Below are 14,113 nucleotides of genomic sequence, written 5' to 3'. Positions count from 1 at the left end.
GCCTACAGTGCAACTCAAGCGCTTCGTTCTTCCGGCAACGCGCTTGCCACATTCGAGGACACGTCATGAACGATTTCAGTCAACCGGTGGTGATCGAGCCCGAACGCAATCCGCGCAATCCACGCGAACGGTACGCAGCAGGTGTCATGAAATACCGCGAGATGGGTTACTGGCAACCCGACTACGAGCCGAAGGAAACCGACGTCATCGCGCTGTTTCGCATCACGCCGCAGCCCGGCGTGGACCCGGAGGAAGCGGCGGCCGCGGTGGCCGGCGAATCGTCGACGGCGACGTGGACGGTCGTGTGGACCGACCGGCTGACCGCGTGCGACATGTATCGCGCCAAAGCCTATTGCGTCGAGCCGGTGCCTGCCTCGAGCGTCGACGAGCCCCAGTTCTTCGCCTATATCGCTTACGACCTCGATCTGTTCGAAGAGGGCTCGGTCGCGAACCTGACCGCCTCGATCATCGGCAACGTGTTCGGTTTCAAGCCGCTCAAAGCGCTGCGTCTCGAAGACATGCGCATACCCGTTGCTTATCTGAAGACTTTCCAGGGACCGCCGACGGGCATCGTCGTCGAGCGCGAACGGCTCGACAAGTATGGGCGGCCGCTGCTCGGCGCAACTGTCAAGCCGAAGCTGGGTCTCTCGGGCAAGAACTATGGGCGGGTCGTCTATGAAGGCTTGCGCGGCGGCCTCGATTTCCTCAAGGACGACGAGAACATCAACTCGCAGGCCTTCATGCATTGGCGTGACCGCTTCCTGTTTTCGATGGACGCGGTGAACCGCGCGCAAGCGGAGACCGGCGAAGTCAAAGGTCATTATCTGAACGTCACGGCCGGCACGATGGAGGACATGTACGAGCGCGCCGAATTCGCGAAGGAGCTCGGCTCGTGCATCGTCATGATCGACCTCGTGATCGGCTGGACCGCGATCCAGTCGATGTCGCGCTGGGCCCGCCGCAACGACATGATCCTGCATCTGCATCGCGCCGGACACAGCACGTACACGCGACAACGCAATCACGGCATTTCGTTTCGCGTGATCGCGAAGTGGCTGCGCATGGCGGGCGTCGATCATGCGCACGCGGGCACGGCGGTCGGCAAGCTCGAAGGCGATCCGTTGTCGGTGCAGGGTTACTACAACGTCTGCCGCGACGCGCGCAACGCGGTCGATCTGTCGCGCGGGATTTTCTTCGATCAGCCGTGGGCCGGCTTGCGTAAGGTGATGCCGGTGGCGTCGGGCGGGATTCACGCGGGGCAAATGCATCAACTGCTCGACCTGTTCGGCGACGACGCGATCCTGCAGTTCGGCGGCGGCACGATCGGCCATCCGGGCGGTATTCAGGCGGGCGCGGTCGCGAACCGTGTCGCGCTCGAAGCGATGGTCAAGGCGCGCAACGAAGGCCGCGACATTCTCAACGAGGGGCCGGAGGTGCTCGAGGCCGCCGCTCGCTGGTGCACGCCGCTCAAGCAGGCGCTCGATACGTGGCGAGATGTGACCTTCAACTACGCGTCCACCGATACGCCGGATTTCGCCGCCACGCCAACGGCAGCCTAAGCGATGTAAGCGACGTCGGCAACGCGAGGCATCGGGTCAGCGCCCATTGCCGATTCACACGCGGCTCCATATGGCGGTGCCACCGCACCGCGAGGGACTGCTGGCGCCGTTCATCCGAACGTGACATCAATCAACGAGGTTCGTCATGCGCATCACACAAGGAACGTTCTCTTTTTTGCCCGAGCTGACCGACGAAGAGATCGGCTTGCAGATCGACTACGCGCTGCGCCAGGGCTGGGCATGTTCGGTCGAATTCACCGACGACCCGCATCCGCGCAACACCTATTGGGAAATGTGGGGCTTGCCGATGTTCGATCTGCACGACGCGGCTGGCGTGTTGCAGGAAGTGAAGGCCTGCCGCGCGGCACGGCCGCAGCACTACATCAAGGTCAATGCGTTCGATTCGGTGCGCAGCTTCGAGACGATGCGGCTGTCGTTCATCGTCAACCGGCCGGACGAGGAGCCGGGCTTCCGTCTCACGCGTCAGGACGCGCAAGGGCGCGTGCAGCGCTACGGTCTCGCGGGCTATGCGAGTGACCGGCCGTCGGGCGAGCGCTATGGGCCAGGGGCAGGGCGCTGAATGCACGCGAGGCATGCAACGTGAAGCGATCTTCGACAAATCGAGACGAATCGCCACAAGGAGGAGCAATGAGAGACAACGCTGCCATAGCGGACGCGATTCTGTCATCGATGCCGCGAAGCCCCGATGCGCCGGACACGCGGTCCGCCGCGCCGCAAGCCGACGCGCCGCGCCTGCGCAACGAGGCGCCGCACGTCGATCTCGCGGCGCTGTATCGGGACTCCGGCATCGGCGACGTGCTCGGCGAACTCGATCGCGATCTGGTCGGGCTCGCGCCGGTAAAGACCCGCATCCGCGAGGTGGCCGCTCATCTGCTGGTCGAGCGCGCGCGCGATTCGCTTGGCCTCGCGGGCGCGGCGCCGACGCTGCACATGTGCTTTTCCGGCAATCCCGGCACCGGCAAGACGACGGTCGCGCTGCGCATGGCCGAGGTGCTGCACCGGCTCGGCTACATTCGCCGCAATCATCTGGTCTCCGTCACGCGCGACGATCTGGTCGGGCAGTACATTGGCCATACCGCGCCGAAAACGCGTGATGTACTGAAGCGCGCGATGGGCGGCGTGCTGTTCATCGACGAAGCTTATTACCTGTATCGCCCGGAAAACGAGCGCGACTACGGCCAGGAGGCGATCGAAATCCTGCTCCAAACCATGGAGAACCAGCGCGGCGATCTCGTGGTGATTCTGGCGGGCTACGCTTCGCGCATGGAAGTGTTCTTCGAGAGCAATCCGGGTTTCCGCTCACGCATCGCCCATCACATCACGTTTCCCGATTACGCCGAAGCCGAACTGCTCGATATCGCCGAGCGAATGCTCGGCACCATGCACTACCGCTTGGACGCGGCGTCGCGGCACGCGTTCGCCGACTATCTCGCGCGGCGCATCCGTCAACCGAATTTCGCCAACGCCCGTTCGGTGCGCAATGCGCTCGACCGCGCGCGGCTGCGCCAGGCCAACCGGCTGTTCGCGAGCGCGCTCGATGGCGGCGCGCCGATCGACGCCGCCGCGCTCACGCTAATCGACGCAACCGACGTGCGCGCGAGCCGCGTCTTCGACGAGCCGCTGCCGTCCATACCGACATCGCGCGCCCATACGGCGCCGTCAGGCTGAGTCATGACACCCTCCAGGAGAAACGCCATGCAGGACGGACGCACGACACTCTCGAAGTTCCTGATCGACACGCTCGACCGGCAGCCGTCGCCCGGGAACGGTGGGGAGACGGCCGGGCTCTCGGCGCTGCTGATCGACGTGGCCGCCGCGATCAAGTCGATCTCGGCGATGCTCACGAAAGGCTCGCTAGGCGGCCACTACGGATCCGCGCAGACCGTCAACACGCACGGCGAGGAGCAGAAGAAGCTCGACGTCGCGACCAACGAGATCTTCGTGCAGCAATGCGAGTGGGACGGCCTGCTGGCGGCGATGGTATCGGAGGAAATGGAAGACGTGTACGCGATTCCGCCGCACTATCCGCGTGGCGATTATCTGCTTGCGTTCGATCCGCTCGACGGCTCGTCGAATATCGACATCAACGGCGTGGTGGGTTCGATTTTCTCGGTGCTGCGCGTGAACGGCAGCGACAGGAACGCAGTGGGCGACGCCGCCTTCCTGCGCCCGGGCTGCGAGCAGGTCGCGGCCGGCTACGCGGTGTATGGGCCGTCGACGATGCTCGTGCTGTCGGTCGGCAACGGCACGCACGGCTTCACGCTCGAGCGTGACATCGGCAATTTCGTGCTCACGCATTCGAACATCCGGATTCCTGAAGATACCGTCGAGTTCGCGATCAACGCCTCAAACGAACGTTTCTGGGAACCGCCGGTACGCCGCTATGTGCAGGAGTGCAAGGACGGCCGCAGCGGTTGCCGGGCGAGCGACTTCAACATGCGCTGGATCGCGTCGATGGTCGCGGAGGTGCATCGCATCCTGATGCGCGGCGGCGTCTTCATGTATCCGCGCGATTCGAAAACGCCGGCGAAGGAAGGGCGCCTGCGGCTGCTCTACGAAGCGAACCCGATGAGCTTTCTGGTCGAGCAGGCCGGCGGCCTGTCGATCACCGGGCGCGAACGCATTCTCGACGTCCGTCCACATGCGCTGCACGCACGCGTGCCGGTGATTCTCGGCTCGAAGAACGAAGTCGAACGCATCGCGCGCTATCACGGCGAATACGATCGTGGCGAGGACAAGCCGTTCACGTCGCCGCTGTTCAGCCCGCGTTCGCTGTTTCTGCCGGATTTCACCGCGTAACGCGCCGCAGGCAGCGGCAGCAGGTCGCGCACCGCCCGGTACGAAGGCGGCCAGAACATTGCCATCCGGAGACAACCAACCTATGTCAGTCAAACATCCGATCATCGCCGTGACCGGTTCGAGCGGCGCCGGCACCACGACCGTCATGAAGAGCTTCACCCATATCTTCAGACGCGAGCACATCAACGCGCAGATCGTCGAGGGCGACGCGTTCCATCGCTATGACCGCAACGGCATGCGCGCGGCGATGAAGGAGCATGAACACGACGGCGCGCCGAACTTCAGCCATTTCGGCCCGGAGGCGAATCTGCTCGAAGAGCTGGAGACGCTTTTCACGCGCTACGGCGAAAGCGGCACCGGCCAGTTGCGCCACTACGTGCACGACGCCGCCGAATCGCAGTTGTACAAACAGGATGGCGGCACCTTCACGCCGTGGGAGGATGTCGCGCCCGGCACCGACCTGATGTTCTACGAAGGGCTGCACGGCGCGGCCGTGACCGACCAGGTGGACATTGCGCGGCATGCGGATCTGCTGATCGGCGTGGTGCCGATCATCAACCTCGAATGGATCCAGAAGCTGCACCGCGACCAGACAATGCGCGGCTACTCGCATGAAGCGGTGGTCGACACGATCCTGCGCCGCATGCCCGATTACGTGAACTACATCTGCCCGCAGTTCTCGCGCACTCATGTCAACTTTCAGCGTGTGCCGACCGTGGACACCTCGAATCCGTTCACCGCCCGCGAGATTCCGCAGCCGGACGAGAGCTTCGTGGTGATCCGCTTCGCGCGGCCGAAGGGGATCGACTTTCAGTATCTGCTGACGATGCTGCACGACTCCTTCATGTCGCGCCCGAACGTGATCGTCGTGCCGGGCGGCAAGATGGGGCTCGCCATGCAGCTGATCTTCACGCCGATGATTCTGCAACTGATCGACCGGCGCGCGCGCGCCTGAGGCGTGCCGTGTGCCTGTCGGCGCAGAGCGCGTTCATTTCGCAAGGAGAGATTCGATGAGTGCTGTCGCAGACCCGCTGGTCGTACCCGCCACCCGCTTGATGGCCGACGCGTTGCGCATGCTTGCGATCGATGCGGTGGAAGCGGCCCGATCAGGGCATCCCGGCATGCCGCTCGGCATGGCCGAGATTGCGGTTGCGTTGTGGGACCGCCATCTGAAACACAATCCGCGCAATCCGGCGTGGCCCGACCGTGACCGCTTCGTGCTGTCCAACGGGCACGGCTCGATGCTGCTGTATGGCCTTTTGCATCTGAGCGGCTACAACCTGCCGATCGACGAGTTGAAGCGCTTTCGCCAGTTGCATAGCAAAACGCCGGGGCATCCCGAAGTAGGCGTCACACCGGGTGTCGAAACGACCACCGGCCCGCTCGGCCAGGGGCTCGCGAACGGCGTCGGCATGGCACTGGCCGAGGCGCTGCTCGCACGCGAATTCAACCGGCCCGGACATCGGATCGTCGATCATCGCACGTACGTGTTCGCTGGCGACGGCTGCCTGATGGAAGGCATCTCGCACGAAGCGGCGTCGCTCGCGGGCACGTTGAAGCTCGACAGGCTGACCGTGCTCTACGACGACAACGGCATCTCGATCGACGGTCATGTGCAGCAATGGTTCGCCGACGATACGCCGGCGCGCTTCGCCGCCTATGGCTGGCACGTGGTGCGCGATGTGGACGGACACGACGTCGATGCGGTCGATCGCGCGTTGCAATCCGCTCACGCCGCGGACCGCCCCACGCTGATCTGCTGCAGGACGGTGATCGGCCAGGGCTCGCCGTCGAAGGCCGGGACGCACGACGTGCACGGCGCGCCGCTTGGCGCCGACGAGGTCGCGCGAACCCGCCAGGCGCTCGGCTGGGCGCATGCGCCGTTCGAGATGCCCGGCGAAGTCCGCGCAAGCTGGGACGCGAGCGCGCGTGGCGAGGCCGCCGAAGCCGACTGGCGCGCGCGTTTCGAGGCTTACCGCCAGCACTATCCGCACGAGGCCGCCGAGTTCGAGCGGCGCATGCGGGGCGCGCTGCCCGCGCATTGGCCCGACGCGGTTCGCGCGCTGGTGCGTGACGCCGATTGCGCGGCCGAATCGATTGCGACGCGCAAGGCCTCGCAACAGGCGATCGCCGCGCTCGCGCGCAGCTTGCCGGAAATGCTCGGCGGCTCGGCCGATCTGACCGGCTCGAACCTGACCGACTGGAAAGGCGCGACCGAAGTCCGCACCGACGACGGCGGCCTGCAAGGCGGCAACTATCTGCACTACGGCGTGCGCGAGTTCGGCATGAGCGCGGTGATGAACGGCATCGCGCTGCATCGCGGGCATCTGCCGTTCGGCGGCACGTTCCTCACGTTCTCCGACTATTCGCGCAACGCACTGCGTATGGCCGCGCTGATGAAAACGCGCACGATCTTTGTCTTCACGCACGATTCGATCGGGCTTGGCGAGGACGGCCCGACGCACCAGGCGGTCGAACATGCGGCGAGCCTCAGGCTGATTCCGGGCCTGGACGTCTGGCGTCCGTGCGACACGGTCGAAACCGCGCAGGCGTGGGTTGCCGCGGTCGAACGGGACGGGCCTTCATGTCTGCTGCTGAGCCGGCAGAACCTGCCGTTCGTCACCCGCGCTGCCGAGCAGATCGCGGCCATCGCGCGGGGCGGTTACGTGCTGCGCGACTGGCCGGACGACCCGGCGCTTGCGTCCCACGCACGCGTCGTGCTCATCGCAACCGGCTCCGAAGTCGCGCTCGCGCTCGATGCCGTGGCGCCCCTCGCAGCCGCGGGCATCGCCGCGCGCGTCGTGTCGATGCCGTCCACCACCGCGTTCGACCGGCAAACGCCCGCGTGGCGCGAGACGGTGCTGCCGCCGGGCGTGCCGCGCGTCGCGATCGAGGCGGGCGTCAGCGCGTTCTGGCGGCAATACGTCGGGCTGGACGGCGGCGTCGTGGGTATCGATTCGTTCGGTGAATCGGCCCCGGCCGCCGCGCTGTTCAAACATTTCAATCTGAGCGCGCAGGCGGTGGTGGACGCCGCACGCCGCGTCGCGCAACGCGCGCGCTGAGCCGAACCGATTTTCATCTCGAGGAGTCAGTCATGGCCTTCATCACCCTGCGGCAGCTGCTGGATCACGCGGCCGAACACGACTACGGCGTGCCCGCGTTCAACGTCAACAACATGGAGCAGATTCACGCGATCATGCGAGCCGCCGAGGCCACCAACAGCCCGGTGATCCTGCAGGCCTCGGCGGGCGCGCGCAAGTATGCGGGCGAGCCCTATCTGCGCCATCTGGTGCTCGCCGCGCTGGAGGCGCACCCGGATATCCCGCTGGTGCTGCATCAGGATCACGGCGCGAGCCCCGCGGTTTGCCAGCAGGCGATCCGCTCGGGTTTTACGTCGGTGATGATGGACGGCTCGCTGCTGCCGGATCAGAAAACGCCCGCCGCTTACGACTACAACGTCGAGGTAAGCCGCCGCGTGGTGGAAGCGGCGCACGCGGTGGGCGTCTCGGTCGAAGGCGAACTGGGTTGCCTCGGCTCGCTCGAAACCGGCATGTCGGGCGAGGAGGACGGCGTCGGCGCCAGCGGCCAGCTCGCGCGTGACGATCTCCTCACCGACCCCGAGGAAGCATGGCGCTTCGTCGAAGCGACCGGCGTCGATGCGCTCGCGATCGCGATCGGCACCTCCCATGGCGCCTACAAGTTCAGCCGCGAGCCGACCGGCGACATTCTCGCGATCGACCGGATCATCGACATTCACGAACGGATTCCGAACGCACATCTCGTGATGCATGGATCGTCGTCGGTGCCGCAGGAATGGCTGGCGGTGATCCGCGAATACGGCGGTGAAATTCCGCAGACGTATGGCGTGCCGGTCGAGGAAATCCGGCGCGGCATCGCGCATGGCGTGCGCAAGGTCAACATCGACACCGACATCCGGCTCGCGATGAGCGGCGCGATGCGCAAGTCGCTCGCCAACGCACGCTCCGAGTTCGATCCGCGCGCGGCGCTCAAGGCGGCGACGGCGGCCGCGAGCGCACTCTGCGCCGAGCGCTTCGAGGCGTTTGGCTGCGCAGGCCAGGCGGCACGGATCAAGCCGCTCCCGCTCGACGCGATGGCGCACCGCTATCACTGAACCATTGGCGGGGAGAACGTGATGCGTGAATTCCTGATTGCCCCGTCGCTGCTGTCGGCGGACTTCGCCCGTCTTGCGGACGAGGTTCGCGACGTGAGCGCAGCCGGCGCGGACTGGCTTCATCTCGATGTGATGGATAACCACTACGTGCCGAACCTGACCGTCGGACCGCTGGTGTGCTCGGCGATCCGGCCATATACGACGATGCCGTTCGACGTGCATCTGATGACGATGCCGGTCGATCCGCTCGTCGCCGGCTTTGCCGAGGCAGGCGCGAATTCGATCAGTTTTCATCCCGAGGCGTCGCTGCATGTGCATCGGACCATCGAACTGATCAAGTCGCACGGGGTGCGCGCCGGGCTCGCGCTGAATCCGTCCACGCCGCTCGCCGTGCTCGATCACGTGATGGACCTGCTCGACGTCGTGCTCGTGATGTCGGTCAATCCGGGCTTCGGCGGCCAGGCGTTCATCGGGCAAACGCTGGACAAGCTGCGGCTGTTGCGCGAGCGTGTCGACACGACCATGCAGCGTACCGGCCGGCCACTGCTGATCGAAGTCGATGGCGGCGTCAATGCGTCGAATATCGCGCGAATCGCCGCGGCCGGCGCCGATGTGTTCGTGGCCGGTTCGGCCGTGTTCGGCGCACCCGATCGCAAGCAGGCAATCGGCCGCTTGCACGACGAACTCGATACGGTGGCGCAAAGCGCGGGCGTGGCCGCGCTGTGATGACTGGACGTCAGCCTTTCTTCATCGTCTCGCCGGGGGCGCGCCAGGCGAGCAGATCTTCGTCGGGACGATCGACCGCGCAGCCCCAGTCGAGCGGCTGGTCCTGATCGAAACGCTTGCCGAGCCGCCACGCGATTTCCGCGCGCGCGAGTTGCACGCCCATATAGAACGCGTGGCCGCCGTCGGTGTCGAGATTCAGTTGCGGATAGAGTGCGAAGGGGTCTTCCGCGCGCAGATGGCCGTCGCGGTTGTAGACGTGAATGCCGTCGGCGCTGATCTGCACGCGGAAATTCGGGTCGCGCACGCCACGCGCCAATTCGTCGATTTCGTCGGCGTTATAGGGAAACGGCCGTTTCGCATGGACGGTCGCGAGATCGCTGTTGATGCCTTTCGGCAGTACTTGCGCCTCGCGCGCGGCATGCATCATGCGGCGCGCGACATCGGCTTCGCGCAGCGCTCGCCGCGCATGCAGACTCACCGACGTAGTGAGTACCGCGCCGATCCGCAACTCGGCGGCCATGCCGAGCAGCACCGCGTTGATGCCGCTCGTGTCGGCTTCGGTCAACTCCGTCACGTTGCCGATGCCCATCATGATCGCGATGTCCGGATAGCGTTCGCGCAAGCGCACGTAGCGCGCCACCGACACGGCAAGCCCGAACGGAATCGGGTCGAGGATCGGATCGGCGTAGAAGGCGCGGCCGCGTGCGGACAGTTGTTCGATCGCTGCGTCGAGCGAGGCCGGGTCGCCCGGCTCACGAGCGACGAGGATCGGCGTCGAGGGCACTTCGTCGGCAATCCAGAGCGTGTCCAGGTTCAGGCTCATCAGGTAGTCGGCGCCCGCGCGGCCGCCGCGCAGCAGTTCGTCGGTGCGCATCGAATCGACGCTCACGCGGTAGCCTTCGGCCTTCAGCCGCCGGACCGCGTCTTCGAGATGGGCAAACGGCGTTTCAGGCAGACAGCCGATGTCGATCACGTCGGCGCCCTGAGCGGCATACTCGCGCGCGCGGCGCGCGATGCCGTCGAGGTCCAGCCGCGGCGCATCGACGATCTCCGCGAAAATCTCGGTCTCGTAACGGCTCAGATCGAACGGCTTGGCCTTGCGGCCGAAAAATTGCGGCAGGTCCTTGACCTCCTCGGGACCGCGTTCGAACGGCACGCCATAGTGAAGGGCGAGCGCATCGAGATCGCCGCGGCAGCGCCCGGGCACGATCACCCGTTGCGCGGCGAGCGGGGCGGGCACGCGGCGCTGGATCATGTCGGCCGTCATCAAAGCGGCGACCTGCAGACCAAGTTCGCGGACTTCCCAGCTGAACGGCGTCGGCGCCATGCTATCGAGCACCCGCAGCAGACTGGGTTCGGCAAGCCGGCCGGTCAGGAAGAGGATGTGGTCCATGCAAGATCGAGGGTCGACAGGCGTTGATCGAGCGCCGCTTTGAGTTCGTCGAGCGAGCGGGCGAGCGTCGTGTATTCGAAGTGCGACAGGCGCTCAACGTTGTCGAGTTCGATCGTCCGTGGCCGCAGTTCGACCCATTCGTCGGGGCTCGCCGTGATCACGGTCGGCTCCGTGTCGCATGCAAAGACAATGCCCGGGATACATTGCTTGCCGGCCTGCGCGTACATGTTGGTGGGCAACGTGTCCGAGATGCCGTACGCGCATTTGGCGACGGTGTTGCTGGTGGCCGGCGCGATCACGACCGTGTGATAGACGCCGTGATAAAGCATCCCGACCGGCACGCCGCTCGCACTGTTGTCGCGCAGCACGCGGAATTTTTCGCGGAGTTTATCGATCGGCCAACCATACAGCGGCAGCACTTCCTCCGCCGCCGCGGACAGGAAGAGGTCCACGCGCGGCAATTGCAGCGCGAGCGCGATGGACTCTTCGAGCAGATGGCCGGAGCCGGTCACGCACCACGCGAAGCGCGCGTCCGGCTTGAAGTCGGCAAGCTCGCGTGCGGGCGTCGGGGTCATGCGTCGAGATCGAGCGGCATTCCGTCGGACGGCGAGCCTTCATGCGACAGCCGGATGTGCAGCCGGCGCATCTTCCGGTACAGCGTGTTGCGGCTGATGCCGAGCGCCTTCGCGACATTGCTGACGTTCCAGCGATGCTCGTCGAGCAATGACAACACGGTTTCGCGCTCGTTCAACTGGATCGCGTTGAGCGCCGAAATGTCCGCGTCGTCGGTGAGATGCGCGTCCATGTCCGCGGTGGTGAGGCCGAGCGCCGTCGGCATGTCGCCGCCCGGCGCGCGCTGCGTGATTTCGGGCGGCAGGTCCTCGCAACGGATCGGCTGGCCGTCCGACAGCGCGATCGCCATTTGCAGCACATGGCGCAGTTGCCGGATGTTGCCCGGCCACGCGTAACTCAGCAGAGCGTGTTCGGCTTCTGGGCTCAGTTCCGGCGGATCGTCGGTCTCGTTCGCGAGCAGATGGTGGATCAGCGGCAGCTTGTCGAGCCGCTCGCGCAGCGGCGGCAGATTCAGCTCGACACCCTTGAGCCGGTAATAGAGATCCTCGCGGAATTGTCCGCTATGCACGAGTTCGAGCAGATTGCGGTGACTCGCGCTGATCAGCTGGAAATTGACCTTGACGGTGGTCTCGGCGCCGAGCGGCGTGACCTCGTGCTCCTCGATCACGCGCAACAGACGAGCCTGCAACACGAGCGGCATGTCGCCGATCTCGTCGAGAAAGAGGGTGCCGCCGTTGGCCTGCACGATCTTGCCGCGCCGTCCTTCGCGCTGCGCGCCGGTGAACGCGCCGGCACGATAGCCGAACAGTTCGCTCTCGATCAGGTTCTCGGGCAACGACGCACAGTTGACCGGCACGAACGGGCCGCCGGCATGCGGGCTGATGCTATGCAGCGCCTGCGCGAACACTTCCTTGCCGGTGCCGGTTTGGCCTCTGAGCACGATCGGAATCTTGCGCTGGATCACGCGCACGGCCAGTTGAATCTGCGATGCCATGCGCGGGTCGCCGAACTCCAGGTGCGCGATCTCGTCGAGCTTCGGCGCGGGCGGGCGCTTGCCGGGCGCACTGTTGCGAGCGGCGGCGGGCGCTTCGCTGCCGAGCACGCGCGCGACACGCCCGCTGTTGTTCTGCGAGGTCTGCGCAACGAGAAAGAAGCGGTTCGTCGCGTTCGCGCTATACACGGTGACCGGATGGAACGAGCCGCGGATGCTGCGCGCGATCATGTCTTCGAGCGACGCGTTGAACGCTTCTTCGATACGCCGCCCGCGCAGTTCGCTGAGCGAGCGGAAGCCGAGCTGGAACAGCGCGCTGCGATTCGCGGCGAGCACCGTACTGTCGTCCCCGACGGCGAGCTTGCCGCCGTGCAGCGTGCCGACGAATTCCGGGCGGCTGTGAAAGTGAATCATGTTCGCGTGACGGTAACGCGCGTCCAGCAAACGGTTTTCGATCATCTGCCGCGACATGCCGACGAGCACCAGCGAGTGCTGTTGCAGCAGTTTCGAGCGGCTCGTGACGTCGAGTACGCCCGCGATCTCGCCGCTGTCGTCGAAGATCGGCGCGGCGGAGCAGGTGAGCGAGGTATAGCGCGGATAAAAATGCTCGTGCTGACACACGGCGATGCAGTCGCGCTCGGCCAGGCAGGTGCCCATGCCGTTGGTGCCCGCTTCGCGTTCGCTCCATAGGGCGCCGACCCGGAAGCCGTCTTCGGCGACCGCCTCCGCAAACGGCACCGACGACACCTGATGCACGATCGCGCCGCCCGCATCGACCAGCACGACCGCCAGTTCGGGATCGGCCAATTGCTGATAGAGCGTCGTCATTTCGAGTTTCGAGCAGGCGATCAGATCGCCGAGCGCTTCGCGGCGCGCGCTTAATTCGTACTGCGTGAGGACTGGCGGGGTGATGAAACGCGAGGGGTCGAGCTGAAATTCGTTGATGCAGCGCGCCCACGATTGGGCGACGGATTGGCTCGTCGGGCGCGTAGTCAACTGATGATTGACGACGTTCAGCACCTCTCGGACGTGCGTATTGCTGTCAGCGAGCAACGACATGGGGTTTGTCTCCGTTGCGGCATTTCGGACCTGCTATTGAGCACGCCGCGAATGCCGCTTTATCAATCCTGTATTCCCCTGACGCCACGAATTCGTACGTTCGCATGCGCCTACGCGGCCGGCCTCTCTAAGGCGGCTGTTTAAAACTCTACGCCCGATGGCGGTTTGGTTCAACAGGAAGTCGCATTAACACCACCGACTGTGCCCGATATTTGCTTTTCTCTATTCGTTGCGTTGTTGACGGGCCTATTCAACGGCGTTGTGGCAGCTTCGGCACAGAGTGTGCCGCCGCCGTTGCCGCTGTTCCTGATGCAGTATTAACCCGAAGCCGCGCCGCGGCGGAGTACACCATGGATCGTATCGATACCGTTCGCCTTGCCGCTTTTCCCGGCATCTCCGCCACCGCCGCGTTGCCCGAGCGTATGGACATCGTCTTCATCGAAAACTTCGTAGGCCAGACGGTCATCGGTATCGACAGCAGCGAACAGCATGTCCCGCAGCCGGTGCGCATGAACCTCGCAATCGGCGTGCCGGCGATTCGCGCATGCACGACGGACCGGATCGAGGACACGGTCAACTATGCGGCCGTACGCAGCGCATTGCTCGATCTGTTCGCGACACATCGGGTCCGCTTGCTCGAAGCGCTCGCGGAAAATATCGCGCAATTACTGATTGCGGATTTTGGCGCTCACTGGGTGCGGGTGTCGCTCGCGAAGCCGGCGAAATTCGACGACGTGGCGGCGGTGGGTGTGCAGATCGAACGGCGACGCGGTCAACTGGCCGCGACCGGTGCCGGCATCGTCAGTTATGCATCGCTAGGAGAAGGGCTGGTGCCGAACTGAAACGGAGCAGGTGGATGG

At 65.2% G+C, this 14,113-nt stretch carries 12 protein-coding genes; 9 read left to right on the top strand and 3 right to left on the bottom strand.

Features of this window, described 5'->3' with window-relative positions:
• The first annotated feature begins 65 nt into the window (after positions 1-65).
• The 8 genes from HV770_RS16485 to rpe all read left to right on the top strand — a co-directional run bounded on the left by HV770_RS16485 (position 66) and on the right by rpe (position 9,237).
• Positions 66-1,559, top strand: a complete 1,494-nt coding sequence (locus tag HV770_RS16485; RefSeq protein WP_175161211.1) for a ribulose-bisphosphate carboxylase large subunit — start codon at positions 66-68, stop codon at positions 1,557-1,559.
• Between the two features lie 145 nt (positions 1,560-1,704).
• Complete coding sequence (locus tag HV770_RS16480) at positions 1,705-2,139, top strand: ribulose bisphosphate carboxylase small subunit (RefSeq protein ID WP_175161209.1); 435 nt, start codon at positions 1,705-1,707, stop codon at positions 2,137-2,139.
• Positions 2,140-2,207: 68 nt separating this feature from the next.
• Complete coding sequence (gene cbbX, locus HV770_RS16475; protein WP_246290946.1) at positions 2,208-3,248, top strand: CbbX protein; 1,041 nt, start codon at positions 2,208-2,210, stop codon at positions 3,246-3,248.
• 27 nt (positions 3,249-3,275) lie between these two features.
• On the top strand, positions 3,276-4,379 hold the full coding sequence (locus HV770_RS16470; RefSeq protein ID WP_175161207.1) for a class 1 fructose-bisphosphatase: 1,104 nt from the start codon (positions 3,276-3,278) through the stop codon (positions 4,377-4,379).
• A gap of 82 nt (positions 4,380-4,461) precedes the next feature.
• Complete coding sequence (locus tag HV770_RS16465; RefSeq protein WP_121322256.1) at positions 4,462-5,334, top strand: phosphoribulokinase; 873 nt, start codon at positions 4,462-4,464, stop codon at positions 5,332-5,334.
• Positions 5,335-5,389: 55 nt separating this feature from the next.
• On the top strand, positions 5,390-7,441 hold the full coding sequence (tkt, locus tag HV770_RS16460; protein WP_175161205.1) for a transketolase: 2,052 nt from the start codon (positions 5,390-5,392) through the stop codon (positions 7,439-7,441).
• Positions 7,442-7,473: 32 nt separating this feature from the next.
• Positions 7,474-8,511, top strand: a complete 1,038-nt coding sequence (fba, locus tag HV770_RS16455) for a class II fructose-bisphosphate aldolase (RefSeq protein ID WP_175161203.1) — start codon at positions 7,474-7,476, stop codon at positions 8,509-8,511.
• 21 nt (positions 8,512-8,532) lie between these two features.
• Positions 8,533-9,237, top strand: a complete 705-nt coding sequence (rpe, locus tag HV770_RS16450) for a ribulose-phosphate 3-epimerase (RefSeq protein WP_175161201.1) — start codon at positions 8,533-8,535, stop codon at positions 9,235-9,237.
• Positions 9,238-9,247: 10 nt separating this feature from the next.
• Here the strand turns inward: rpe and HV770_RS16445 are convergent, their stop codons facing one another.
• The 3 genes from HV770_RS16445 to HV770_RS16435 are packed head-to-tail and all read right to left on the bottom strand — an operon-like array spanning position 9,248 to position 13,253.
• Entirely contained in the window at positions 9,248-10,630 is a 1,383-nt protein-coding gene (locus HV770_RS16445) for a DUF6513 domain-containing protein (protein WP_175161199.1), read from the bottom strand.
• Positions 10,609-11,205, bottom strand: coding sequence for a flavoprotein (locus HV770_RS16440; RefSeq protein WP_175161196.1), 597 nt, complete (start codon positions 11,203-11,205; stop codon positions 10,609-10,611). Before HV770_RS16440 ends, HV770_RS16445 begins: the two co-directional genes overlap by 22 nt.
• Positions 11,202-13,253 carry a sigma-54-dependent Fis family transcriptional regulator gene (locus HV770_RS16435; protein WP_175161194.1) on the bottom strand — a complete coding sequence of 684 codons (2,052 nt, stop codon included), beginning with the start codon at positions 13,251-13,253 and terminating at the stop codon, positions 11,202-11,204. Before HV770_RS16435 ends, HV770_RS16440 begins: the two co-directional genes overlap by 4 nt.
• Positions 13,254-13,603: 350 nt before the next feature.
• On the opposite strand from HV770_RS16435, the gene HV770_RS16430 reads away from it, so the two are divergent.
• Positions 13,604-14,095: a dihydroneopterin aldolase gene (locus HV770_RS16430; RefSeq protein WP_175161192.1), complete on the top strand. Its 492-nt coding sequence runs from the start codon at positions 13,604-13,606 to the stop codon at positions 14,093-14,095.
• Positions 14,096-14,113 lie beyond the last annotated feature (18 nt).

The organism is Paraburkholderia fynbosensis (genome assembly GCF_902859935.1).
GTDB lineage: Bacteria > Pseudomonadota > Gammaproteobacteria > Burkholderiales > Burkholderiaceae > Paraburkholderia > Paraburkholderia fynbosensis.
The sequence above is the reverse complement of the archived record's forward strand: the minus strand, read 5'-3'. Positions and strand labels throughout refer to the sequence as shown.

Bases quoted from the DNA above. Each gene is read 5' to 3' on its own strand.
- HV770_RS16430 (WP_175161192.1), top strand. From the start codon at position 13,604: ATGGATCGTATCGATACCGTTCGCCTTGCCGCTTTTCCCGGCATCTCC.
- HV770_RS16470 (WP_175161207.1), top strand. From the start codon at position 3,276: ATGCAGGACGGACGCACGACACTCTCGAAGTTCCTGATCGACACGCTC.
- rpe (WP_175161201.1), top strand. From the start codon at position 8,533: ATGCGTGAATTCCTGATTGCCCCGTCGCTGCTGTCGGCGGACTTCGCC.
- HV770_RS16480 (WP_175161209.1), top strand. From the start codon at position 1,705: ATGCGCATCACACAAGGAACGTTCTCTTTTTTGCCCGAGCTGACCGAC.
- HV770_RS16435 (WP_175161194.1), bottom strand. From the start codon at position 13,253: ATGTCGTTGCTCGCTGACAGCAATACGCACGTCCGAGAGGTGCTGAAC.
- HV770_RS16445 (WP_175161199.1), bottom strand. From the start codon at position 10,630: ATGGACCACATCCTCTTCCTGACCGGCCGGCTTGCCGAACCCAGTCTG.
- HV770_RS16465 (WP_121322256.1), top strand. From the start codon at position 4,462: ATGTCAGTCAAACATCCGATCATCGCCGTGACCGGTTCGAGCGGCGCC.
- HV770_RS16440 (WP_175161196.1), bottom strand. From the start codon at position 11,205: ATGACCCCGACGCCCGCACGCGAGCTTGCCGACTTCAAGCCGGACGCG.
- HV770_RS16485 (WP_175161211.1), top strand. From the start codon at position 66: ATGAACGATTTCAGTCAACCGGTGGTGATCGAGCCCGAACGCAATCCG.
- fba (WP_175161203.1), top strand. From the start codon at position 7,474: ATGGCCTTCATCACCCTGCGGCAGCTGCTGGATCACGCGGCCGAACAC.
- tkt (WP_175161205.1), top strand. From the start codon at position 5,390: ATGAGTGCTGTCGCAGACCCGCTGGTCGTACCCGCCACCCGCTTGATG.
- cbbX (WP_246290946.1), top strand. From the start codon at position 2,208: ATGAGAGACAACGCTGCCATAGCGGACGCGATTCTGTCATCGATGCCG.